The organism is Aureimonas sp. ME7, from assembly GCF_903970965.1.
In the GTDB taxonomy this organism is placed as follows: Bacteria; Pseudomonadota; Alphaproteobacteria; order Rhizobiales; family Rhizobiaceae; genus Aureimonas.
The window spans coordinates 189,281-210,421 of sequence record NZ_CAJCKW010000005.1 but is presented as its reverse complement, the minus strand read 5'-3'; the positions used below and the strand labels follow the sequence as shown (position 1 = coordinate 210,421).

24 protein-coding genes are annotated in these 21,141 nt (G+C 68.2%); 13 read left to right on the top strand and 11 right to left on the bottom strand.

Annotation, left to right across the window (positions count from 1 at the left end):
• Positions 1-4: 4 nt before the first annotated feature.
• Together ccmD and H7A85_RS11195 are read left to right on the top strand one after the other, a co-directional pair.
• Complete coding sequence (gene ccmD / locus H7A85_RS11200; RefSeq protein ID WP_182086013.1) at positions 5-166, top strand: heme exporter protein CcmD; 162 nt, start codon at positions 5-7, stop codon at positions 164-166.
• Positions 163-747, top strand: a complete 585-nt coding sequence (locus H7A85_RS11195) for a DsbE family thiol:disulfide interchange protein (RefSeq protein WP_182086012.1) — start codon at positions 163-165, stop codon at positions 745-747. The genes ccmD and H7A85_RS11195 overlap by 4 nt, the downstream gene beginning before the upstream one ends.
• Here the strand turns inward: H7A85_RS11195 and H7A85_RS20995 are convergent.
• Both H7A85_RS20995 and H7A85_RS11190 read right to left on the bottom strand, forming a co-directional pair.
• Complete coding sequence (locus H7A85_RS20995) at positions 744-869, bottom strand: hypothetical protein (RefSeq protein WP_280514919.1); 126 nt, start codon at positions 867-869, stop codon at positions 744-746. The genes H7A85_RS11195 and H7A85_RS20995 overlap by 4 nt on opposite strands.
• Positions 866-2,089 carry an MFS transporter gene (locus tag H7A85_RS11190; protein WP_182086011.1) on the bottom strand — a complete coding sequence of 408 codons (1,224 nt, stop codon included), beginning with the start codon at positions 2,087-2,089 and terminating at the stop codon, positions 866-868. Before H7A85_RS11190 ends, H7A85_RS20995 begins: the two co-directional genes overlap by 4 nt.
• Positions 2,090-2,221: 132 nt before the next feature.
• Between H7A85_RS11190 and H7A85_RS11185 the strand changes: the two genes are divergently transcribed.
• Positions 2,222-2,788, top strand: coding sequence for an NUDIX hydrolase (locus H7A85_RS11185; protein WP_182086010.1), 567 nt, complete (start codon positions 2,222-2,224; stop codon positions 2,786-2,788).
• A 6-nt stretch (positions 2,789-2,794) separates the two neighbouring features.
• Here the strand turns inward: H7A85_RS11185 and H7A85_RS11180 are convergent, their stop codons facing one another.
• The 8 genes from H7A85_RS11180 to H7A85_RS11140 form a co-directional block, all read right to left on the bottom strand.
• Positions 2,795-3,382, bottom strand: coding sequence for a YigZ family protein (locus H7A85_RS11180; protein WP_182086009.1), 588 nt, complete (start codon positions 3,380-3,382; stop codon positions 2,795-2,797).
• A gap of 34 nt (positions 3,383-3,416) precedes the next feature.
• Complete coding sequence (locus H7A85_RS11175) at positions 3,417-4,283, bottom strand: tellurite resistance TerB family protein (RefSeq protein WP_280514918.1); 867 nt, start codon at positions 4,281-4,283, stop codon at positions 3,417-3,419.
• Between the two features lie 86 nt (positions 4,284-4,369).
• Positions 4,370-5,023 (bottom strand): septation protein A, encoded by a 654-nt coding sequence (locus tag H7A85_RS11165; RefSeq protein ID WP_182086007.1) that lies wholly within the window; start codon positions 5,021-5,023, stop codon positions 4,370-4,372.
• Between the two features lie 58 nt (positions 5,024-5,081).
• The gene (ftsY, locus tag H7A85_RS11160; RefSeq protein ID WP_182086119.1) at positions 5,082-6,530 is read right to left on the bottom strand and encodes a signal recognition particle-docking protein FtsY; all 1,449 of its coding nucleotides are present in this window, start codon (positions 6,528-6,530) and stop codon (positions 5,082-5,084) included.
• Between the two features lie 53 nt (positions 6,531-6,583).
• On the bottom strand, positions 6,584-6,865 hold the full coding sequence (locus tag H7A85_RS11155; RefSeq protein ID WP_182086006.1) for a hypothetical protein: 282 nt from the start codon (positions 6,863-6,865) through the stop codon (positions 6,584-6,586).
• Positions 6,866-6,890: 25 nt separating this feature from the next.
• Complete coding sequence (gene mtaB / locus H7A85_RS11150; RefSeq protein WP_244631121.1) at positions 6,891-8,183, bottom strand: tRNA (N(6)-L-threonylcarbamoyladenosine(37)-C(2))-methylthiotransferase MtaB; 1,293 nt, start codon at positions 8,181-8,183, stop codon at positions 6,891-6,893.
• Entirely contained in the window at positions 8,180-9,073 is an 894-nt protein-coding gene (gene dapF, locus H7A85_RS11145) for a diaminopimelate epimerase (RefSeq protein WP_182086004.1), read from the bottom strand. Before dapF ends, mtaB begins: the two co-directional genes overlap by 4 nt.
• A 66-nt stretch (positions 9,074-9,139) precedes the next feature.
• Positions 9,140-9,904, bottom strand: coding sequence for a sulfite exporter TauE/SafE family protein (locus H7A85_RS11140; RefSeq protein WP_182086003.1), 765 nt, complete (start codon positions 9,902-9,904; stop codon positions 9,140-9,142).
• A gap of 181 nt (positions 9,905-10,085) precedes the next feature.
• Between H7A85_RS11140 and rplS the strand changes: the two genes are divergently transcribed.
• The 3 genes from rplS (at position 10,086) to leuC (ending at position 13,405) form a co-directional block, all read left to right on the top strand.
• Positions 10,086-10,544 carry a 50S ribosomal protein L19 gene (gene rplS / locus H7A85_RS11135; RefSeq protein ID WP_182086002.1) on the top strand — a complete coding sequence of 153 codons (459 nt, stop codon included), beginning with the start codon at positions 10,086-10,088 and terminating at the stop codon, positions 10,542-10,544.
• Between the two features lie 110 nt (positions 10,545-10,654).
• Positions 10,655-11,710, top strand: coding sequence for a bile acid:sodium symporter family protein (locus H7A85_RS11130; protein WP_182086001.1), 1,056 nt, complete (start codon positions 10,655-10,657; stop codon positions 11,708-11,710).
• A 282-nt stretch (positions 11,711-11,992) separates the two neighbouring features.
• Positions 11,993-13,405, top strand: a complete 1,413-nt coding sequence (leuC, locus tag H7A85_RS11125; protein WP_182086000.1) for a 3-isopropylmalate dehydratase large subunit — start codon at positions 11,993-11,995, stop codon at positions 13,403-13,405.
• A gap of 58 nt (positions 13,406-13,463) precedes the next feature.
• On the opposite strand, the gene H7A85_RS11120 is transcribed toward leuC, so the two are convergent.
• The gene (locus tag H7A85_RS11120; RefSeq protein ID WP_182085999.1) at positions 13,464-14,687 is read right to left on the bottom strand and encodes a GGDEF domain-containing protein; all 1,224 of its coding nucleotides are present in this window, start codon (positions 14,685-14,687) and stop codon (positions 13,464-13,466) included.
• Between the two features lie 214 nt (positions 14,688-14,901).
• Between H7A85_RS11120 and H7A85_RS11115 the strand changes: the two genes are divergently transcribed.
• The 7 genes from H7A85_RS11115 to H7A85_RS11085 all read left to right on the top strand — a co-directional run bounded on the left by H7A85_RS11115 (position 14,902) and on the right by H7A85_RS11085 (position 21,123).
• Positions 14,902-15,372 (top strand): GNAT family N-acetyltransferase, encoded by a 471-nt coding sequence (locus tag H7A85_RS11115; RefSeq protein WP_182086118.1) that lies wholly within the window; start codon positions 14,902-14,904, stop codon positions 15,370-15,372.
• A 162-nt stretch (positions 15,373-15,534) separates the two neighbouring features.
• Positions 15,535-15,924 (top strand): succinate dehydrogenase, cytochrome b556 subunit, encoded by a 390-nt coding sequence (sdhC, locus tag H7A85_RS11110; RefSeq protein ID WP_182085998.1) that lies wholly within the window; start codon positions 15,535-15,537, stop codon positions 15,922-15,924.
• A 13-nt stretch (positions 15,925-15,937) separates the two neighbouring features.
• Entirely contained in the window at positions 15,938-16,315 is a 378-nt protein-coding gene (gene sdhD / locus H7A85_RS11105; protein WP_182085997.1) for a succinate dehydrogenase, hydrophobic membrane anchor protein, read from the top strand.
• Between the two features lie 4 nt (positions 16,316-16,319).
• Positions 16,320-18,155 carry a succinate dehydrogenase flavoprotein subunit gene (sdhA, locus tag H7A85_RS11100; RefSeq protein WP_182085996.1) on the top strand — a complete coding sequence of 612 codons (1,836 nt, stop codon included), beginning with the start codon at positions 16,320-16,322 and terminating at the stop codon, positions 18,153-18,155.
• Between the two features lie 109 nt (positions 18,156-18,264).
• Positions 18,265-18,978, top strand: coding sequence for a hypothetical protein (locus H7A85_RS11095; RefSeq protein ID WP_182085995.1), 714 nt, complete (start codon positions 18,265-18,267; stop codon positions 18,976-18,978).
• The gene (locus H7A85_RS11090) at positions 18,975-20,198 is read left to right on the top strand and encodes a phosphatase domain-containing protein (protein ID WP_182085994.1); all 1,224 of its coding nucleotides are present in this window, start codon (positions 18,975-18,977) and stop codon (positions 20,196-20,198) included. Before H7A85_RS11095 ends, H7A85_RS11090 begins: the two co-directional genes overlap by 4 nt.
• Positions 20,199-20,343: 145 nt before the next feature.
• Entirely contained in the window at positions 20,344-21,123 is a 780-nt protein-coding gene (locus tag H7A85_RS11085; RefSeq protein ID WP_182085993.1) for a succinate dehydrogenase iron-sulfur subunit, read from the top strand.
• Positions 21,124-21,141: the final 18 nt, after the last annotated feature.

The following is a 21,141-nucleotide window of genomic DNA, read 5'->3' as shown; positions in this document are numbered from 1 at the left end:
GGCGATGAGCGGATCCTATTTCGCCTTCGTCGCCAGCGCCTATGCGATGTCGGTTGTCGCGCTCGGAGCCTTGGGCGCCTTCGTGTTCTGGGACGCGCGGCGCATCCGCCGCCGATTGAGCGAGCTGGAAGCGGCGAGCGGCCGCCGCCGGGAGGCGGGGCGGTGAGCGACGCGAAACCCGTGCGTCGCCGCTCCTGGCTGACGCTCCTGCCGGTCGGCATTTTTACGCTTCTCGCTGGCCTCTTCCTCTACCAACTCGTGTCAGGCCACGATCCGCAGACGCTGCCCTCCGTCTTGATCGGCAAGCCGGCGCCAGCCACGCAGCTTCCCGCTCTGGCTGGCCTGAAGGATCGAGCCGGCGTGCCGGTCCCGGGCATCGACATCCGACCGGGGGACGGCGGCGGCGTCAAGCTCGTCAACGTCTTCGCCTCTTGGTGCGTGCCTTGCCGCCAGGAGCACCTGGCGCTGATGGCGCTCTCGGCCGATCCGCGCTTCGAGATCGTCGGCATCAACTACAAGGACAAGCCGGACAATGCGCTCGGCTTCCTGCGCGAACTCGGCAATCCGTTCGACGCAGTCGGCACCGACGAGGCCGGGCGCTCGACGATCGACTGGGGCGTCTACGGCGTGCCGGAAACCTTTCTCGTCGGCGCGGACGGAACGATCCTCTGGAAGCAGACCGGCCCGTTGACGCCCGAAGCCGTCGAGGGTGGGTTCCTGCCGGCGCTGGCCAAGGCCGGACCCTAGAGGCAGAAGCCGAAGGCCATGCCGCTCCAGAGTAGAAGGCCCTCGGACTGCCAGAGCGCGTAGCCCAGCGCCGACAGGGCGCCGAGGGCGCCGAGCACCGCGATCTCGCTCGTCCGGCTCATGCGGCGGCCCCGGCGGGCCGACGCAGCGACGCGTCGCGGATCGGCAGGTTGGCAAGGCCCGCGACGACCGCGAGCGCGATCGAGACCATCCACACCGCGTCGTAGCTCCCCGTCTTCTCGAACAGGAGGCCGCCGGCCCAGGCGCCGAAGAAGGCGCCGATCTGGTGGCTCATGAAGACGATGCCGAACAGGGTCGACAGATAGCGCACCCCGAAGATCTGTCCGACGAGGCCGCTCGTCAGCGGCACGGTGCCGAGCCACAGGAAGCCCATGGCACACGCGAAGACGGTGACCGACATCGGCGTGAAGGGCACGGCCAGAAAGGCGGCGATGACTACGGCCCGCCCGAAATAGATCGCGGCGAGCACGTTCTTCTTGCGCAGGCGATCGGCCGACAGACCGAAGACATAGGAGCCGAAGATGTTGAACAGGCCGACCAGCGCCAGCGCCCGCGCGCCGATCGAGGGGTCCAGTCCGTGATCCACCAGGAAGGCGGGAAGGTGGGTCTGGATGAAGGCGACATGGAAGCCGCAGACGAAGAAGCCGACATTGAGGAGCCAGTAGCCGCCGTGGCCGCCGGCCTCACGCAGGGCCGCGCCGAGCCCGGCGTCCGGCACGGGGCTTCCCGCCTTGGCGGCGGTGATCGCGTTCGGACGGCCGGCGATGCCGATCGCCAGGAGCGCGATCGTCGCCGAAAGCGCCGCGCCCGCCAGAAGCGCGCCGCGCCAGCCGATTTCGGCGATGGCGATCTGCATAATCGGCACCAGGAGGAACTGCCCGACCGAGCCGCCGGCGGTGACGATGCCGAAGGCGAGCCCACGCTTTTCCGCCGGCACGAAGCGCCCGACGGCGCCGAGCACGACGACGAAGGTGACGCCGGTCAGCGCGAAGCCGAGAAGGGTGCCGAGCGTCATCTGCAGCCCGAGCGCCGACGCTGCCTGCGAGGCGAGGACGAGGGAGACGGCATAGAGCGCGGCGCCCGCCGCCGCGATGCGGCCCGCGCCGAACCGGTCCGCCAAGGCGCCGACGAAGGGCTGGCCGAGGCCGAGGAGGAGGTTCTGCAGAGCGATGGCGAGCCCGAAGGCCTCGCGACCGACCCCGATATCCACCTCGACCGGGCGCAGGAGCAGGCCGAAGCTCTGGCGCAGGCCCATCGCGATGGTGACGATGACGGCACCGCACAGAAGCGGGATCCAGGGCGAACGGGCGGATGCGGGCATGACGGGGGTGGTCCTCGAACCATGGCTGATCCAGCGATAGCGCAACGCGCGCCGCTCCGCCATGCCGGCGAAAGAAGCGAGGCATCGTCGCACCCATCGCCGGACGGCGCGGGCGCCTTATCTCCGCATCGCATGAGTCTATCGCCGAGCTTTTCCCTGACTGTTCCCGACGGCGACGTGCTGCCGCGTCGGGTCTGCGACCATTGCGGCTTCGTCGCCTACGAGAACCCGAAGATCGTGGTCGGCTCGGTGGTGCGGCACGACGGGCGCGTTCTCTTGTGCCGTCGCGCGATCGAGCCGCGCTCCGGCTTCTGGACGATCCCCGCCGGCTACATGGAGCTGAACGAGACGCCGGAAGCGGGCGCGGCCCGCGAGGCGCGCGAGGAAGCGGGCGCCCAGCTGCGCATCGAGCGGCTGCTGGCCATCTATTCGGTGCCGCGCATCAGTCAGGTGCAACTGATCTTCCGGGCGGAACTGGCGAGCGCAGACGTCGCGCCGGGCGTCGAGACGCTGGAGCTTCGCTTCTTCGACTGGGACGAGATCCCGTGGGACGAACTCGCCTTTCCCTCCGTCCACTGGGCGCTGCGTCACGAGCGCGAGGCGGCGGCCGGCGCGCCGCCGATCCCCTTCGGCAATCCGCAAGGGGCGGCGGGCGACCAGATGCCGGACGGACGACCGCTGCCGGTCGGCGAGTTCTAAGCGGCGTCAGTCGGGCCGGGCAACGACGGCGCGCCCGTGGGTCAGGTCCCGGATGAGGGCGGCCAGAAGCTCTGCGTCGTCTTCAGCCACCGCAACGGCGAGGACGGCGCCCGTATCGGTGAAGTGCTGGTTGTCGATCTGCGCGCCGGGACGGTTGGAAAGCCGCGACTGGACCAGGGCCAGATCGGCGAAGTCGCACGTGATGCTGATCTCGACCGTCGCAACCAAAGGCACCTTTTCGGCGGCTCGCAAGCACTGGGCCGCCGTTCCGCCATAAGCCCGGATCAGGCCGCCCGCGCCGAGCAGCACGCCGCCGAACCAGCGGGTGACGAGGACGACCACCCGGTCGAGTTCCTGCCCGTCGATCGCCTGGAGGATCGGCTTGCCGGCGGTGCCGCCCGGCTCGCCGTCGTCGCTGAACCGGTAGACGCTACCGAGGCGCCAAGCCCAGCAATTGTGGCTGGCTGACGCGTCGGAGTGCTCGGCGAGGAAGCGCTTAGCGTCCGCCTCGCTTTCGATCGGCGCGGCTAGCCCCAAGAAGCGGCTTTTCCGGATCTCCTGCGCGTAGCGCTCGGGGCGTGTGAGGGTGAACATGGGGCCGAGGACTAGCCCCGACCCCAGCTCGTCTTCAAGCCTGCGCTTCGTCGGCGGTGCGGCGGATCTCGGCGACGAGTTCGGCCGGAAGTTCGAGGCGCGCGGCCAGAAGATCGAGATAGGCGCGCTCGGCCGGATGGTCGGCGTCGATCGCCAGAACCGAGGCGGTGTAGACCTCGATGGCGGTTTCCTGGCTCCCCGCGCGGGCGACGATCTCGTCGATCGACAGCGGCCGGCGAAGCTCGTCCATCAGGACGCCCTTTTCCTCGGCGTCGAGTTCCAGATCGTCGATGCGCCCGAAGATCGCCTGTTCCTCGTCCCGGTCGATATAGCCGTCGGCCTTGGCCGCCGCGATCATCGCCGAAAGGAGAAGGCGGGAGCGGGTTTCCGCTTCGCTCGGGGCCGCCGGATGGAAGGGCGTGCCTTCGGCGACGGGAATGTGCTCGGGCGGAAGGCGCATCTGCGCCGGCACGGCGCCCACGCCTGCGGCGCGCTGCTGCGCCTGATAGTTCTGCCACGCCTTGTAGCCGAGGCCCGCGACGAGGGCGAGGCCGCCGAGCTTCACGGCCGAGCCGCCGAGGCCCTTGCCGCGCTTGCCTCGCAGGAGATGCGAGGCGAGACCGCCGGCCAGCGCGCCGCCGATCGCCTGGCCGGCGAGGCCTCCGCCCAAGCCGCCGCCGCCGCCCTTGGAGCCGGACAGGACGCTGCCGAGAATATCGCCGATGCCGCCACCCGAGCGCGCGCCCGTGCCGCCGAGCGCACCGCCGAGCACCTTGCCGAGCGTGTCCTGGATCGAGCCGCCGGCACTCGCACCCTGGCCGAGGTTCGGGCGCGATCCTTGTGTCCCGTACCCGCGACCGGTGCCAAGGAACTGATCCAGAAGCTTCTGCGCATCGACCATGAGTGGGCTCCTTTCCGCCGATTTCGGAACGGCATGTGGGATGCCCGGCCGAGGCTACAAGCGAAGGAACTACGTGATGGGGCGGATCACGCTTTCTTGTCGAACAGCGGCTCCAGGGCGTGGCGCTTCAGGAGCGGGAACTGGAACAGCATGAAGAGGATGGTGATCGGCATCGTGCCCCACACCTTGAAGGCCACCCAGGCATCCGTCGAAAACAAGCGCCAGACGACCTCGTTCAGCACGGCGAGGAAGACGAAGAACAGGCCCCAGCGCAGCGTCAGCTTGCGCCAGCCCTCGTCGTCGAGCTTGAAGGCCTGGTCGAAGACGTAGCCGAGCAGCGACTTGCCGAACGCCAAGCCGCCGAGAAGGACGGCGGCGAACAGGCCGTTGACGATGGTCGGCTTCATCTTGATGAAGACCTCGTCCTGCAGCCAGAGGGTCAGTGTGCCGAACACCACGACCACGAGGCCGGACACGATCGGCATGATCGGGAGCGTGCGCGTCAGCGCGTAGGACACTACGAGCGCCACCACGGTCGCCACCATGAACAGCGCGGTGGCGACGAAGAGCGGACCGCCGAGCGCCCCCAGCGCCGGCACGGCCGAGGCGATCGCGTCGGCCCGGTTGTTGGCGAAGAAGAAGACGACGAGGGGGCCGAGTTCCAGCGCGAATTTCAGGAACGGGTTGATCTCCCGCCGCCCCGGCGCGTTCGGCGGCTTCTCGATGATCGGGTCGGACATGGGCTTGATTCCTCGGGGCTCGCGAGCGCGATGTGTTTCCGCCTCTTCGCGGCTGATTTCAGGCGGTGCCGGCGCGGCCGGCGATCGCTTCGGCGAAGTCGCGCGCCTTGAAGGGCTCGAGATCGTCGATGCCCTCGCCGACGCCGACGAAGAAGACCGGCAGCTTGTGTTTGGCGGCGATGGCGACGAGGATGCCGCCGCGCGCCGTGCCGTCGAGCTTGGTCATCACGAGGCCGTTGACGCCCGCCACGTTGCGGAAGATCTCGACCTGGTTGAGCGCGTTCTGCCCGGTGGTGGCGTCCAGCGTTTGCAGCACGGTGTGGGGCGCGTCCGGCTCGCGCTTTTGGAGAACGCGCACGATCTTGGCGAGCTCGTCCATCAGCTCGGCCCGGTTCTGAAGCCGGCCGGCCGTGTCGATGATGAGGACGTCGGAGCCGTTGCGCACGGCTTCGTCATAGGCTTCGAAGGCAAGGCCCGCCGCGTCCGCGCCGATCGCCTTGGCGACGACGGGCGAGGCGGTGCGCTCGCCCCAGATCTTGAGTTGCTCGACGGCGGCGGCGCGGAACGTGTCGCCGGCCGCCAGCGTCACCTTCAAGCCGCCGCGCACCAGCTTGGCGGTGAGCTTGCCGATCGTGGTGGTCTTGCCCGTGCCGTTGACGCCGACGACGAGCATGACGTGCGGCTTCACCGACAGGTCGAGCTCCAGGGGGCGGGCGACGGCGTCCAGCGCCTTTTCCACCTCGTCGGCAAGGATGGCGCGCACCGCGTCGCCCGAGATCTCCTTGCCGAAGCGCCCGTCCGACAGGCGGTCGGTGATGCGCATCGCGGTCTCGACGCCGAGATCCGCCTGGATCAGGACATCCTCGAACTCCTGCAGCGTCGTCTCGTCGAGGCGGCGCTTGGTGAACAGCGCGGTGATCTGGCCGGAAAGCTGGTTGGAGGAGCGCGCAAGCCCTTCGCGCAGCCGCAGGAAGAAGGGCTTGCGCGGCGCGGCTGCCAGCGCCTCGTCGGCGCGGCGCTCCTTGAGGTTCCAGCCCTCGCCGTCCACCGGAAGGCGCGCGGGCGAGGCGGGGATCGGCGGCAGGCCGGGAATGCCGGACAAGGCACCGGCGGGGCCTTGCGCTTCGGCGACATCCAGCCGGTCGGGCGCGTCGGAGCCGAGCGCCGAGGGGGAAGCGGTCTCGAACGGCTCTTCCGGGGGGAGGGGGGCGTCGAGCCAGGCGAACTCGTCGTGATCGCGCTCTTCGGGCGCGCCGAGCGGCGTGGGGTCCTCCGGTGCCGCAGCGCCGGCATCGATGCCGCCGTCGCTCGCCACCAGCACGGCTTCCGCAGGTGCGAGCGCGCTTTCCTCAGATACGGGGTCTTCTTCCGCGTCCTCAGCCGGCTCGTCCAGCCAGGAGAAGTCCGAGGCGGGTTCGGCCTCCGGCTTCAGAGGCTCGTCGAGAAAGCTCGTGTCGTCGGCGGCTTCCGGTTCGGGCTCGGGCTCGTCGATCGGCTCGACGGGCAGCGGCGCGAAGGAGGTTTCGGCGACGAGTTGCCCGGTTTCAGGCTCCGGAGGCTCTAGTTCGGAGTTTTTTTTTCAGCCGGGACGCTCGGGGCGTCCTGATCCTTGGGTTGAAGCGGGGTAATGCCGCCGCCGGCCGGCTCGTCGGCGGCCGCGCCCGCTTCCGAATCGACATCGGCCGAGGCCATGGCGGGCTGATGAATCTCGGGGGCCGTGGCGTCGGGACGCGCGGCGGTGGTGTCCTGCGTGCGGGCGAGGCCGCCTTCGTGCTGTGTGCGCTCGTCTTCCTTCGCTCCGAAGGAAAACATGCGGCGGAAGAAGCCCTTTTGCTCGGCCATGGAATCGTCAATCCGATCGGTCGGGTCAGGCCGCTATGCGTGCGGCGCTGACGGGAGTGGCAAGAAGGCGTTCGCCCGTTTCGCCATGAATGATAGCGTCGATGATCTCGCCGGGGAGGCCGACGGGGATTTCGGCGAGCGTGAAGTCTTCCGTCCGGCCAAGGCCTTCGCGCTCGACGAGGATGGCGCGGCGCTGACCCACCGATCGCTGGAGATGCGCGCGGTAGGCCGTTTCGCCGACAGCCCGCAGGCGCCCGGCGCGCTCCTTGACCACCGCTTTGGCCAGTTGCGGCATACGCGCGGCCGGCGTTCCCTCGCGCGGGGAGAACGGAAAGACGTGGAGATGCGTCAACCCGCATTCGTCGACGAGGCGCAGCGAGTTCTGAAACATTGCCTCGGTTTCGGTCGGGAAGCCGGCGATGATGTCGGCGCCGAAGACGATGTCGGGTCGCTTGTTCCGAAGCTCGGCGCAGAAGCGGATGGAATCGGCGCGAAGGTGCCGGCGTTTCATGCGCTTCAGGATCATGTCGTCGCCAGCCTGCAGCGACAGGTGGAGGTGCGGCATCACGCGGGGGTCGCCGCCGATCGCCTCCAGCAGCGCTTCGTCGGCTTCCACCGAATCGATGGACGACAGGCGGAGGCGCTTCAGATCCGGCACATGGCGCAGGATGGACTGGACGAGAGCCCCGAGGCGCGGCGCGCCGGGCAGGTCCGCGCCCCAGCTCGTCATGTCGACGCCCGACAGGACGACCTCGCCATACCCGTTGCCCACAAGGCGCTTCACCTGATCCACCGCCGCGCCCATCGGCACGGAGCGCGAGTTTCCGCGCCCATAGGGGATGATGCAGAAGGTGCAGCGATGGTCGCAGCCGTTCTGCACCTGGACGATGGCGCGCGCCCGGCCTTCGATCGCGTCGACCATGTGTCCGGCCGTTTCGCGCACGCTCATGATGTCGTTGACGCGGATCTTCTCGGCCGCCGCGACGCCGAAGTCGGGCAGCGCCCGGTAGCTTTGCGCGCGCAGCTTTTCCTCGTTGCCGATCACGGCATCGACTTCCGGCATGGCGGCGAAGTCGGGCCCTTGCGTCTGCGCGGCGCAGCCGGTGACGACGATGCGCGCATCCGGGTTGTCGCGGCGGGCGCGGCGCACGGCCTGACGCGCCTGGCGCACGGCTTCGGAGGTGACGGCGCAGGTGTTGACGAGGATCGCCTTGCGCCCGTCGGTGCCCAGGCCCGCCTCGCCGGCCTCGCGCCGCATCACTTCGGCCTCGTAGGTGTTGAGGCGGCAGCCGAAGGAAATGACCTCGACGCCGCTCATGCGCGAACCTCGGCGGGCGCTTCGTCGCGCGTGAAGTCGCCGGTCGCGGGGTCGAGCGTGCCGGACCATTCCCATTCGGCCGGCCCGGTCATCAGGACGTGGTCGTCTTCGCGCCATTCGATCAGAAGCTCGCCGCCGGCCGGAACGGTGACCGCGACGGTGCGCCCCGTGCGCCCCGTCCGGGCGGCGGACACGGCGGCGGCGCAGGCGGCCGAGCCGCAGGCCTTCGTCAGTCCAGCGCCGCGCTCCCAGGTGCGAATCCGCATCGCCTCGCGGCTTGTGACCTCGGCGATCGTGATGTTGGCGCGGTCGGGGAAGATCGGATGGTTCTCGAGGATCGGGCCGAAGCGGTCGAGCGCATAGGACCAGACGTCGTCCTTCACCCAGAAGATCGCGTGCGGATTGCCCATGGAGGCGACGGACGGGGAGTGGAGGATCGGCGCGTCGATCGGCCCGATCTGCAGCTCGATCGCGCGCGTGTCGGCGAACTCTTCGGCCAGCGGAATGTCGCGCCAGTCGAACCGGGGGCGGCCCATATCGACCGTCACCAGCCCGTCCTCGCGCTCGAAGGCTTCGAGAAGGCCGGCCTTCGTCTCGAAGGTGAACCGGCGGATGCCCGTCTCGGCGGCGAGCGCCTGGACCACGCAGCGCGTGCCGTTGCCGCAGGCGCCCGCTTCCGTACCGTCGGCGTTGACGATGCGCACATGGGCGAAGGTGCCGGGGGTGCGCGGATCGTGGATCGCCATGATCTGGTCGAAATGCGTTTCCGCCCGGGCCGCGAGAGCGCGCGCGGCTTGCGGCGCGATGCGATGCTTCGTCCCGCGCAGGTCCGCGACGAGGATCTCGTTGCCGAGCCCGTTCATGCGGGCGAAGGGGATCGGGTGCGTCATCTCGGGCGTGGGTCGTGTTCGGAGTTGCCGCCTATATGGCAAGAACCGCAGGGCAATGCTACCCGCTCAGGCGCCCGCGTTGCGCCAGAAGTAGTAGACGGCAAGGGCGAGGCCCACCGCGATCACGACGGCGCGCACGTAAGTCTGCGGCACGCGCCGGGCGATCCAGACGCCGCCATAGCCGCCGAGCGCGACGCCCGGCATCATGATCGCGGCCTCGACCCAAGCGACGACGCCGCCCGACACGAAGACGACGATGGCGACCACCGCGATCACGGTGGCGAGCATATTCTTGAGCGCGTTCAGCCTGTGGTAGTCGCCCCCTTGGGTGAGGCCCAGCGTCGCCAGCATCATGATGCCCATTCCCGCGCCGAAGAAGCCGCCGTAGATCGAGGTCAGGAACTGGACGATCGGTGCGGCAAGCCCTCGGCCCTCCGCAGCCTCCGCTGCGTTTCGGCGCTTGGGGGCAAGCCACGGGCCGGCGGCGAAGAGGGCGGTCGCGGCCAGAAGCAGCCAAGGCACCATGCTTTGGAAGCGGGGATTGTCGAGCGACAGGAGGATGAGGGCGCCGACGCCAGAGCCAAGGACGGACGCCGCCGCCAGAAGCAGCGCGCCGCGCCACATCGGCCGGATGTCGGCGAGATAGGCGAGAGTCGACGTGACATAGCCCGGGAACTGCACCATGGAGGACGTGGCGTTGGCCACGATCGGCGACAGGCCGCCCAGCGTCATCGCGCCGAAGGTGAGGAACGTGCCGCCGCCCGCCACCGCGTTGATCGCGCCGGCCAGAAGTCCCGACAGAAACAGGGCGAGCGCATAAAGGACGGTCATCGGGCGGCTTTCGCGAGGGGGCGTCGCCCCAGCCCTTAGGCGATCGGCGCGCGGGCGCAAAGCGCGCCTCTCGACAAAAGGGCCCTCCGCGTGTAAGAGCCGCCACGCTTTCCTCAGAATAACTTGACCGTGTTTCACGGCCATGACCGGCTCGCCGGCATGAAACGAACCGAGGCAGACCATGAACATCATCGCCGAACTGGAGGCCCAAGAGGCCGCCCGCATCGAAGCCATCCGCACCCTTCCGACCTTCTCGCCGGGCGATACGCTGCGCGTGAACGTGCGCGTCACCGAAGGCACGCGCACCCGCGTGCAGGCCTACGAGGGCGTCTGCATCGCGCGTTCGGGCGCGGGCATCCAGGAGAACTTCACGGTTCGCAAGATCTCCTACGGCGAAGGCGTCGAGCGCGTGTTCCCGGTCTACTCGCCGTCGCTGGAATCGGTCGAGGTGGTTCGCCGCGGCCGCGTTCGCCGCGCCAAGCTCTACTACCTGCGCGATCGTCGCGGTAAGTCGGCCCGTATCGTCGAGGCGACCAACGTGCGCGCCCGCAAGCTCAACGACGAGGCCCGTTCCGTGGCCGCCGACGAGCGCGCCGCCAAGGAAGCGGCCAAGACCGCTGCCAAGGAAGCCGCCGAGTAAGGCTTTCCGCCTCTCGTGGATTTTGCAAAGGGCGGCCATTGTGCCGCCCTTTCGCGTTCGCACGCATGCCATATGCGTCCGGGCGCCATGCGTGTCAGGATCGGTTCGCCATGAGTCTCCGCACCCGCCTCCAGTCGATCCCGGTGGATCGGTTTCTGCTCCTCCTGATCGGCACCGTGGTTCTGGCCGCGCTCCTGCCGGCGCGGGGGGAGGTGGCCGAAGCTTTCGGTTGGATCACCTACGGGGCGATCGCGCTCCTGTTCTTCCTCTACGGCGCGCGGCTGGCGCCCAAGGCCGTGTGGGAAGGGCTCCTGCACTGGCGCCTCCAGTCGCTGGTATTCCTATCGACCTTCGCGCTTTTTCCGCTGATCGGCCTCGCCGTGATGCCGGTGGCGGGGCGGATCCTGCCGCCCGAGCTCGCGCTTGGCCTTCTTTACCTGACGCTCCTGCCGTCCACCGTGCAGTCGTCGATCGCCTTCACCTCGATCGCCGGCGGCAACGTGCCGGCAGCGCTCACCAGCGCCTCGGTGTCCAATATGCTCGGCGTCATCGTGACGCCCGTTCTGGTGCTTCTTCTGGCGGGCGGCGCGGGCGGAGCGTTCTCGTTCGACGCGATCGAGAAGATCGCCCTGCAGATCCTTGCGCCCTTCGTCGCCGGGCAGCTCCTGCGCCCGCTGATCGGCGGTTGGCTCGCCCGCCACAAGCCCGTCACGGTGGTGGTGGATCGCGGCTCCATCCTTCTCGTCGTCTACGCGGCGTTTTCGGAAGGGGTCGTCGCCGGGGTCTGGACCAGCCTCGACTGGCAGGACCTCGCGCTGGTGGTCGTGTTCGCGATCGCGATCCTGGCGGTCGCGCTGACGGCGACGACGCTCGCTGCCCGCTGGCTCGGCTTCGAGCGGGCGGACGAGATCGCCATCGTCTTCTGCGGCTCCAAGAAGAGCATGGCGACCGGCATTCCGATGGCGGGCATCCTGTTCGCAGGGCACGCGATGGCGCTCGTCGTCCTGCCGCTGATGCTGTTCCATCAGATCCAGCTTTTCGCCTGCGCGGCGCTGGCGCAGCGCTATGCCAGACAAAACCAAGCGGTCGCGACGCCGAGCGTGGCGGAAGCGGCGACGCGCGAGCGCGCCAGCGTTGACAGCGCAGCGGCGACCGCCAACCCTTGAAGCGCCGCCGGGGCGAGGGGGCATTGCGCCGCCCGCCGCACCGGCGTATTTTGGAACCATGCGAAGAAGCACGATCTTAGGGCGTCTGCCGACCACGCTGGGGTTCTCCCCGGTGGAGGACCGCGCGCGCATGCCCGGCCGCTTCTTCTACCGCCAGATTTCGGCGGTTCACCTTCGGGCTTGAGCCCTGTTTCGCGAGCGCTCCCTGGCGTTCGTTCTTCATCCCAATGATCGAATTTGCAGCGGTCCCGTGAACCCGGCGCCGCCATCAGGACCGTTTCCATGACCGAGACCCGTCCGCGGACCCTCTACGACAAGATCTGGGACGACCACGTCGTCTCCAACGGGGAAGGAGGCGAGAGCCTTCTTTATATCGACCGCCACCTCGTCCACGAGGTGACGAGCCCGCAGGCGTTCGAAGGATTGCGCACCGCCGGGCGGCGGGTGCGCCACCCCTCGCGCACGCTCGCCGTCGTCGATCACAACGTGCCGACCTACGACCGGCGCGGCGGCATCCACAACGAGGAAAGCCGCATCCAGGTCGAGACTCTGGCGAAGAACGCGGCCGAGTTCGGCGTCGAGTATTTCAACGAGGTCGACAACCGACAGGGCATCGTCCACATCATCGGCCCCGAGCAGGGCTTCACCCTGCCGGGCATGACGATCGTGTGCGGCGACAGCCACACCTCGACGCACGGCGCCTTCGGCGCACTGGCACACGGCATCGGCACGTCCGAGGTCGAGCACGTTCTGGCCACCCAGACGCTGATCCAGCAGAAGGCCAAGAACATGCTCGTCCAGGTGGACGGGCAACTGCCCGAGGGCGTGACCGCCAAGGACATCATCCTCGCCATCATCGGCGAGATCGGCACCGCCGGCGGCACGGGCTACGTCATCGAGTTCGCCGGCGAGGCGATCCGCGCGCTTTCGATGGAAGGGCGGATGACGATCTGCAACATGACGATCGAGGGCGGCGCGCGGGCCGGCCTGATCGCCCCGGACGAGACCACCTACCGCTATATCGAGGACAAGCCTCGCGCCCCCAAGGGTGAGGCGTTCGAGCAGGCGGTTCGCTATTGGCGCACGCTCGAAACGGACGAGGGCGCCCATTTCGACAAGGTGGTGCGCCTCGATGCCGCCAACCTGCCGCCGATCGTCTCCTGGGGCTCCTCGCCCGAGGATGTCGTGTCGATCGCCGGCACCGTGCCGAACCCGGACGAGATCGCCGACGAGGCCAAGCGCGAAACCAAGAAGCGCGCCCTCGACTACATGGGCCTGACGCCCGGCACGCCGATGACCGACCTGACGCTCGACCGCGTCTTTATCGGCTCCTGCACCAACGGGCGCATCGAGGATCTGCGGGCCGTCGCCAAGGTGGTGGAGGGTCGCAAGGTCGCCGACACCGTGTCGGCGATGATCGTGCCGGGCTCGGGTCTCGTGAAGCTGCAGGCCGAAGCCGAAGGCCTCGACGCGATCTTCAAGGCCGCCGGCTTCGACTGGCGCGAGCCGGGCTGTTCCATGTGTCTCGGCATGAACGAGGACCGCCTGAAGCCGTTCGAGCGCTGCGCCTCGACCTCGAACCGGAACTTCGAGGGCCGGCAGGGCTTCAAGGGCCGCACGCACCTCGTTTCGCCCGCCATGGCGGCGGCGGCCGCGATCGCCGGGCGCTTCGTGGATATCCGCAACTGGAGCTGAAAAGGGGGGCGGGCGGGGTCGTTCGACTCCACCCGCCTTCCCGAAGACGCGTGGGATCTCAGGTCGGCAGGAGGGGGCCCCTCGCACTCGCCGGCTGGCGCGCGTCAGTGCCGGCTGCCAGCGGCAACTCGCTCAGTGGCTCCGAGCTGGCGCCGTCTTCCGCCACCACCATGTTGCGACCGCGGGCCTTCGCCCGGTAGAGCAGTTCGTCGGCGCGTCCGATCGCCTGCGCCAGCGCTTCGCCGGGTCGAAGCTCCACCACGCCGAAGCTCGCCGTCACTTCGAGGTCGAGAAAGCGTCCCGGCCATTCGATCGCCTGCGTCGCCGCGCGCAGCCGCTCCGTGGAGCGCGCCGCCGCCGATGCGTCGAGCTGGGCGAAGACGATGGCGAACTCCTCGCCTCCCAGCCGCGCGAAGCAGCCCTTCGCGCCGACATAGGTTTCGCACAGCGCGGTGAAGGCGCACAGGACCGCATCGCCCGCCTCGTGCCCGAACCGGTCGTTGATCGACTTGAAATGGTCGAGGTCGCTGACCACCAACGACAGGGAAGCACCGGGCTTGAGGCCCTTTCGGATCGCCTCCACCCGCTGCTCCAGCCCTCGTCGGTTGAGCGCGCCGGTCAGGGCGTCGTTGTGGGCGCTGGCGTGCAGCCGCTCGATGATGTCGAGCGTCGTCGCCAGGATCACGCCGATCGCCAGAAGCAGGCCGCTCGCCGCGCCGCTGAGCTGGAACACGAAGCCCCAGTCCGTTTCGCGCCAGGTGGACACGGTGAGGTCCGAGGGCGGCTCCGACATGAAGAGGACGTTCTGCAGCCCGAGGCTGATCGCGATCGCGATGCACAGCCAGAACAGAAGGGGATCGAGATTTCCCGTGCCGTTCCGCATCTCGAAGGCCGACAGGAGCATGATCAGGGCGCAGGCGGACTGGACCCAGAAGATCTCGTAGGGCGCGCTGTCGAGGAAGAAGAGCGAAAGGGCCGCCCCGAACGTGCCGAGCGCGGTCAGAAGCACAAGTGCGACGAAGTTCGGAGGGCGCGCGGCGCGCATGGCGAACGCGACGTTGGCGCCGCTCAAGGCGAACAGGAACATCGAGTCCTCGACCGTCGGCTTCACCACCGAGCCGGGCGCGGTCGGCACCACGGTCATCGCGAAGCCGAGCGCGGCGACGAAGAAGGAGCCGCTCCACCACCTCAGGCTGCGGTGGAGGTGGGACAGAAGCGCGAAGCACAGCCCGAAGGCCGCGAAAACGGCGGGAACGGACCAGGCTAGGATATCGGCGCGCATCGACCGCATCCTTTCGATCGAAGCAGGCGGCTCGGCTCCTTTGACGGCATGAATGCAGACCTTCCGAAGGTTGCAGTCGAATCGGGTCCCTTGACTTATTACATGCCTACCCCAACGGAAAGCCACTATAGGCTAGCGGATAGATCGCGGGCAATTGCGGGCGCCGCCGGCCTTCGCGCTTGACGCCCACCCCGTTCCGCCGCACATCACCGGCATGAGCCTTGGCGAGCGCGTTCCCGACATCGAGATTGGCCTCCTTCGTTTGAAGGACGCGCGCGAACTGGCGCCGCTCCTGGCCGCCTACAACCAGGACATGTTCCGAGGCGCCCCCGGCGCGCCGGACACGTTCTATGCCGAGCAGCTCCTTCAGGACCGGACGGGCGAAATCTTGGGCGCCCGGCTCGACGGCCGGCTCGTAGCCTTTCTCCTCTTCTACGACCTGCCCGACCCGTGGACGGGAATGCGTGCCGGGCTCGCCGAGCATGTCTTCGTCGAGCATCTGCATAGGCGCAAGGGCATCGCCAAGGCGATGGTCGACCTTCTGGCCGACGAGGCCGATTCGCGCGGCTGGTCGCGTCTCGTGCTCCACGCGCCGCGCCACGGCGGGTCGGGGCGGCACCTCTACGAGAAGGTCGCCGAGCCCGCCGACTGGTCGAGCTACGTGCTGCGCTTCATCGATCGCTGAGCCACCCCGCGTGCGACACGTCGACATTCAATCGGTTTGCAGGCGAAAGGCGCGTCCGGGCGCTTGATTTCGCCGCGCGAGAGGTTTTTTAGAAGCAGTCCAGTTGCGTCGCCATTCCAACGGCGTGCCGTCCCATTGCCGTGACCGCTCGAGGAGTCGTCCTTGTCCGACATCAAATCCGCCCGGCCCCTGTCGCCGCATCTTACGGTCTACCGGTTCCGGCCGACCATGGCGATGTCGATCCTGCATCGCATCACCGGCTGCGCGCTCTATGTCGGCACCGCGCTCGTGGTCTGGTGGCTGGTGGCGGCGGCCAGCGGGCCGGACGCGTTCTCCTGGGCCTCGGCCTTCTTCAACTCGATCGTCGGCCGTTTGATCCTGTTCGGCTATAGCTGGGCGCTCCTCCATCACATGGCGGGGGGCATCCGCCACCTGATCTGGGACACGGGCGCCGGGCTCGGGCGCGAGCAGTCGACGCGGTTCGCCATCGCGACGCTCGTCGCGTCGCTGGTCGGCACCGTGCTTCTCTGGCTCGCCGTCGTCGTACTCTGAAGGAACAGCCGTCATGGACATGAGAACGCCCCTCAAGCGGGTTCGCGGCTACGGCGCGGCGGGTGAAGGCACCGGCCACTTCTGGCTGCAGCGGCTGACCGCGATCGCCAACCTCTTCCTGATCTCCTTCTTCGTGGTGCTTCTGATCGCGCTGCACGACGAGCCCTACGCCGGCGTCGTCGCGGCCTTCGGCAACCCGCTCGTCGGCCTCGTGATGGCGCTGGTGGTGATCGCCGTCACCGTGCACATGCGCCTCGGCATGCAGACCGTGATCGAGGACTACGTTCACGGCGGGGCGCGCGTCGTCCTCGTGATCCTCAACACCTTCTTCGCGGTCCTCGTCGCCTCGGCGAGCCTTTTCGCGATCGTCAAGATGAGCTTCGGAGCCTGAACCCATGGCCACTGCCCAGCCCCATCGCAGCGCTCCGGCGCAGAACGGCAAGGCCTACACGTTCGTCGACCACACGTTCGACGTGGTCGTTGTGGGCGCCGGGGGCGCCGGCCTTCGCGCCACGCTCGGCGCCGCGCAGGCCGGCCTGAAGACCGCCTGCATCTCCAAGGTCTTCCCGACCCGCTCGCATACGGTCGCCGCGCAAGGCGGCGTCGCTGCCTCGCTCGGCAACATGGGCGAAGACAACTGGCGCTGGCACATGTACGACACCGTCAAGGGGTCGGACTGGCTGGGCGACCAGGATGCCATCGAGTATCTCGTGCGAGAGGCGCCGAAGGCGGTCTACGAGCTCGAGCATTTCGGCGTGCCCTTCTCGCGCACCACGGACGGCAAGATCTACCAGCGCCCCTTCGGCGGCATGACCACCGACTTCGGCAACGGCCCGCCCGCGCAGCGCACCTGCGCCGCCGCCGACCGGACCGGCCACGCGATCCTCCACACGCTCTACGGCCAGTCGCTCCGCTACTCCTCCGAGTTCTTCATCGAGTATTTCGCGATCGACCTCATCATGGACGAGGAAGGCGCCTGCCGCGGCGTCGTCGCCCTTAACATGGACGACGGCTCGATCCACCGCTTCCGCTCCAAGAAGGTGATTCTCGCAACCGGCGGCTACGGCCGCGCCTACTTCTCGGCGACCTCCGCCCACACCTGCACGGGCGACGGCAACGCCATGGTGCTGCGCGCCGGCCTGCCGTTGCAGGACATGGAGTTCGTCCAGTTCCACCCGACCGGCATCTACGGCGCGGGCTGCCTGATCACCGAAGGCGCGCGCGGCGAGGGCGGCTACCTCACCAATTCCGAAGGCGAGCGCTTCATGGAGCGCTACGCCCCGTCCGCCAAGGATCTGGCGAGCCGAGACGTCGTGTCCCGCTCGATGACCATGGAGATCCGCGACGGGCGCGGCGTCGGCAAGGGGAAGGACCATATCTTCCTCCACCTCGACCATCTCGACCCGAAGATCCTTCACGAGCGTCTGCCGGGTATTTCGGAGTCGGCTCGCATCTTCGCCGGCGTCGACGTCACCAAGGAGCCGATCCCGGTTCTGCCGACCGTCCACTACAACATGGGCGGCATCCCGACGAACTATCACGGCGAGGTCCTGACCAAGCGCGACGGCAACCCGGATTCGGTGGTGCCCGGCCTGATGGCGGTCGGCGAGGCGGCCTGCGTGTCGGTGCACGGCGCCAATCGTCTGGGCTCCAACTCGCTGATCGACCTCGTGGTGTTCGGCCGCGCGGCGGGCCTGCGCTGCGCCGAGACGGTCTCGGCCGGCGAGGGCCACGCGCCGCTGCCAGCGGACGCCGGCGACAACTCGCTCGCCCGCCTCGACCGCTTCCGCTACGCGCAAGGATCGACCTCCACGGCCGAGCTTCGCGACAACATGCAGCGCACGATGCAGTCCAACTGCGCCGTGTTCCGCACCGGCGAGGTGCTGGAAGAAGGGCACCACAAGATCCATCAGGTCTGGCAGTCGTCCGACGACGTGCGCGTCACCGACCGCTCGCTGATCTGGAACACGGACCTCATCGAGACCCTGGAATACGACAACCTGATCGCTCAGGCCGTCGTCACCATGGACTCGGCGCTCGCCCGCCAGGAATCGCGCGGGGCCCATGCGCGCGAGGACTTCCCCGACCGCGACGACGCCAACTGGATGAAGCATACGCTGTCGTTCTGCGACACGGTCGACAAGACCGTGACGCTAGAGGACCGGCCGGTTCACACCTACACGATGTCGAACGAGATCGAGTACATCCAGCCGAAGAAGCGAGTCTACTGACGCGAAACATCGGGCATCGCCGACGAAACAGGATCGGCGGCGATGCGACATCGCAGCGAAACCGCGCCCATATGGAATAGGCCGATCGAAACCTCGATCGGCCTATTCCATGCTTCGTTCCGCCTTTCTCGCCCTGTCGCTCGCTTCGGCCTTCCTCTTCCTTCATCAGGCGGACGCCGCTCCCCGCGCCAAACCCTCCTTCGACTGCCGCAAGGCGCACTCCTGGTCGGAAAGGGCGATCTGCGACGATCCGCAAAGCGCGGCCCTCGACCGGCGCATCGACCGGCGCTTCGCAGAACTGGCGAAACGCTTCGGACAGGGCGGGGCGAGAAATGCCCTGCGCGCCGATCAAAACGCGTTTCTCGGCATTCGCGAGTGGCTGCGTCCGGGTGTCGACGGGGACCCGCGCGAGTGGCTGCGCGATCTCCTCGGCGAGCGGGCCGAGATGCTCGACCGCATTCGGCCGCAGGGCTCGTCCGATCTCGTAGGGACTTGGCGCAATGCCTGGGGCGAGTTCGAGCTCCGACCGCTGCTCGGCAATCGCGTGCGAATCTACGGCACGGTCTCCGAACCGTTCACCGGACGTTGGACCTGCGAGGTCGACGAGATCGGATCACGCCAGGGCGACAAGCTCCTGTTCGTGCCGACGGACGGCGGGGACTGGCGCATTCGCGCCCATGCCGATGGCGGCGTCCTGTTTCTCGACGGGTTTTCGGGCGCGGGCGACGAGATCGCCTCGACCTATTGCGGCGACCTCGCCACCGTGGAGGACGCGTTCTTTCTGGTCGGCCCGATCTCGGATTCGCCGCCCGAAGACTGGTGAGCCGAGCACCGGTCGGCTTGTTTCGGGCCGGTGCCTCCTGCTATCGCCAATCCATGAGTTCGAGCACGCTGCGTAACCTCGGCCGGCAGTTCCTGACGCGAAGCCGCGTCCTGCGCTTCGCCTTCAAGCGCCGTGTGGGCCTGACCGACCGGCCGACGCTGGTGGTCTATCCCGGCCATGTCGCCAACGGGCGGCTCCGTGTGCTGGCCCGCGTCCTGGAGGACGAAGGGGTGTTCGACGCGCCCCACTCCAACTCGACGCTGCGCAACCTCTGGCTGACGTTCAAACGCTACGAAACGGACGAGATCGGTGGGGCGCGCGTGAGCTACGCCGGACCGGCAGGCTCGGGCGAGGTGCATAGCGGAACCGACGGCTATCTCAGCCTCGACCTCGACGCCGCGGCGATCGGCGAAGCCGACGCGCCTTGGACGCCGGTCACGCTCCGGCTGGAGAAAGCCAGCGGCTACGACTTCGCGCCGGTGGAAGCGGAGGGACGCGCGCGCGTCGTCTCGGGACAAGCGCGGTTCGGCGTGATCTCCGACATCGACGACACGATCATCCACACCGGCGCCTTCAAGCTCCTGCGCCATTGGCGCATCGTCACCGCCAATTCTCCGGAAGCGCGCACCGCCTTTCCCGGCGTGTCGGAATTCTACCGCGCGCTTTGCGAAGGGGCGGCGGGGCCGGAAACCAACCCGGTGTTCTACGTGTCGTCCAGCCCGTGGAACCTGTCCGACATCTTCGAGCGCTTCATGGTGCTGAAGAACATTCCGGCGGGTCCGATGTTTCTGCGCTCCCTGTCGAGCGACGCGCTCGGCTGGCTTCTGAAGCGCCACCGCAGCCACAAGGCGGTGGTGATCGACGAGATCCTCGCCGCCTACCTGAGCCTTCCCTTCATCCTGATCGGCGATTCGGGACAGAAGGACGCGACCGTCTATGCCGAGGCCGTGGCGCGCCATCCCGGCCGCATCCTCGCCGTCCACATTCACGACGTGCGCCCGGTCGGTCTGCCGAAGGGCGAGGTGGAGCGCGAGCTGCGCCGGATCGAGGCCGCGGGCGTGCCCGCGACGCTCGGGCGCACGCTGGGCGCGGCGGCGGCGCAGGCGGAGGCGGCCGGTTTCGTCAAGGCCGGGACCCATGCCTGCGTCCTGTCCGAGATCGCCGACGAGGCCAACAAGCCGGAGCGGTTCGGCCGCTTTCCGCAGATCGTCCAGCCCTAACGGTCTGAGCGCGGCGGGGCGTGTGAGAGCATTCGGACATACAAACGGTTTAAGCCCGCCTGCGCTCAACTGCCGTGTTGCGCCGCACGAGCATTCGTGTTTAGCCCCATTCTAAAGACGCGCAGCGAGTGCCGGGACCCCAGTCATGGTCGAACTCTCCCTTCCCAAGAATTCCGTCATCGGCAAAGGCAAGGTCTGGCCGAAGCCCGAAGGCGCCAAGAACGTGCGCGAGTTCGGCATCTACCGCTGGTCGCCGGACGATGGGCAGAACCCGCGCGTCGACACGTTCTATGTCGATACCGACGACTGCGGTCCGATGGTGCTCGACGCGCTTTTATGGATCAAGAACAAGGTCGATTCGACGCTCACGCTGCGCCGCTCCTGCCGCGAGGGCATCTGCGGCTCCTGCGCCATGAACATCGACGGCTCCAACACGCTCGCCTGCACCAAGGGCATGGACGAGGTGAAGGGCGCGGTGAAGGTCTATCCGCTGCCGCACATGCCGGTGATCAAGGACCTCGTACCCGATCTGACGGTGCCCTACGCGCAGCTGCGCTCGATCGAGCCCTGGCTGAAGACCGAGACGCCCGAGCCGGAGAAGGAATGGCGCCAGAGCCATGGCGACCGCGAGAGGCTCGACGGGCTCTACGAGTGCATCCTGTGCTTCTGCTGCCAGACCTCGTGCCCGAGCTACTGGTGGAACGGCGACCGCTATCTCGGCCCCGCCGTGCTGCTCCAGGCCTATCGCTGGCTGATCGACAGCCGCGACGAGGCGACCGGCGACCGGCTGGATCAGCTGGAAGATCCGTTCCGCCTGTATCGCTGCCACACGATCATGAACTGCACGCAGGCCTGCCCCAAGGGGCTGAACCCGGCGAAGGCCATTGCCGAGATCAAGAAGATGATGGTGGAACGCCGCGTCTGATCCCAGGCGCCATGCATC

Bases quoted from the DNA above. Each gene is read 5' to 3' on its own strand.
- mtaB (WP_244631121.1), bottom strand. From the start codon at position 8,183: ATGAGCGGCGTCGAGGTCATTTCCTTCGGCTGCCGCCTCAACACCTAC.
- sdhA (WP_182085996.1), top strand. From the start codon at position 16,320: ATGGCCACTGCCCAGCCCCATCGCAGCGCTCCGGCGCAGAACGGCAAG.
- H7A85_RS11180 (WP_182086009.1), bottom strand. From the start codon at position 3,382: ATGTTCACCCTCACACGCCCCGAGCGCTACGCGCAGGAGATCCGGAAA.
- H7A85_RS11155 (WP_182086006.1), bottom strand. From the start codon at position 6,865: ATGGCCGAGCAAAAGGGCTTCTTCCGCCGCATGTTTTCCTTCGGAGCG.
- H7A85_RS20995 (WP_280514919.1), bottom strand. From the start codon at position 869: ATGAGCCGGACGAGCGAGATCGCGGTGCTCGGCGCCCTCGGCGCCCTG.
- H7A85_RS11095 (WP_182085995.1), top strand. From the start codon at position 18,265: ATGCTTCGTTCCGCCTTTCTCGCCCTGTCGCTCGCTTCGGCCTTCCTC.
- leuC (WP_182086000.1), top strand. From the start codon at position 11,993: ATGACCGAGACCCGTCCGCGGACCCTCTACGACAAGATCTGGGACGAC.
- dapF (WP_182086004.1), bottom strand. From the start codon at position 9,073: ATGACGCACCCGATCCCCTTCGCCCGCATGAACGGGCTCGGCAACGAG.
- H7A85_RS11115 (WP_182086118.1), top strand. From the start codon at position 14,902: ATGAGCCTTGGCGAGCGCGTTCCCGACATCGAGATTGGCCTCCTTCGT.
- H7A85_RS11190 (WP_182086011.1), bottom strand. From the start codon at position 2,089: ATGCCCGCATCCGCCCGTTCGCCCTGGATCCCGCTTCTGTGCGGTGCC.
- H7A85_RS11130 (WP_182086001.1), top strand. From the start codon at position 10,655: ATGAGTCTCCGCACCCGCCTCCAGTCGATCCCGGTGGATCGGTTTCTG.
- H7A85_RS11120 (WP_182085999.1), bottom strand. From the start codon at position 14,687: ATGCGCGCCGATATCCTAGCCTGGTCCGTTCCCGCCGTTTTCGCGGCC.
- H7A85_RS11175 (WP_280514918.1), bottom strand. From the start codon at position 4,283: ATGGTCGATGCGCAGAAGCTTCTGGATCAGTTCCTTGGCACCGGTCGC.
- rplS (WP_182086002.1), top strand. From the start codon at position 10,086: ATGAACATCATCGCCGAACTGGAGGCCCAAGAGGCCGCCCGCATCGAA.
- H7A85_RS11165 (WP_182086007.1), bottom strand. From the start codon at position 5,023: ATGTCCGACCCGATCATCGAGAAGCCGCCGAACGCGCCGGGGCGGCGG.
- H7A85_RS11185 (WP_182086010.1), top strand. From the start codon at position 2,222: ATGAGTCTATCGCCGAGCTTTTCCCTGACTGTTCCCGACGGCGACGTG.
- H7A85_RS11085 (WP_182085993.1), top strand. From the start codon at position 20,344: ATGGTCGAACTCTCCCTTCCCAAGAATTCCGTCATCGGCAAAGGCAAG.
- ccmD (WP_182086013.1), top strand. From the start codon at position 5: ATGAGCGGATCCTATTTCGCCTTCGTCGCCAGCGCCTATGCGATGTCG.
- sdhD (WP_182085997.1), top strand. From the start codon at position 15,938: ATGGACATGAGAACGCCCCTCAAGCGGGTTCGCGGCTACGGCGCGGCG.
- H7A85_RS11140 (WP_182086003.1), bottom strand. From the start codon at position 9,904: ATGACCGTCCTTTATGCGCTCGCCCTGTTTCTGTCGGGACTTCTGGCC.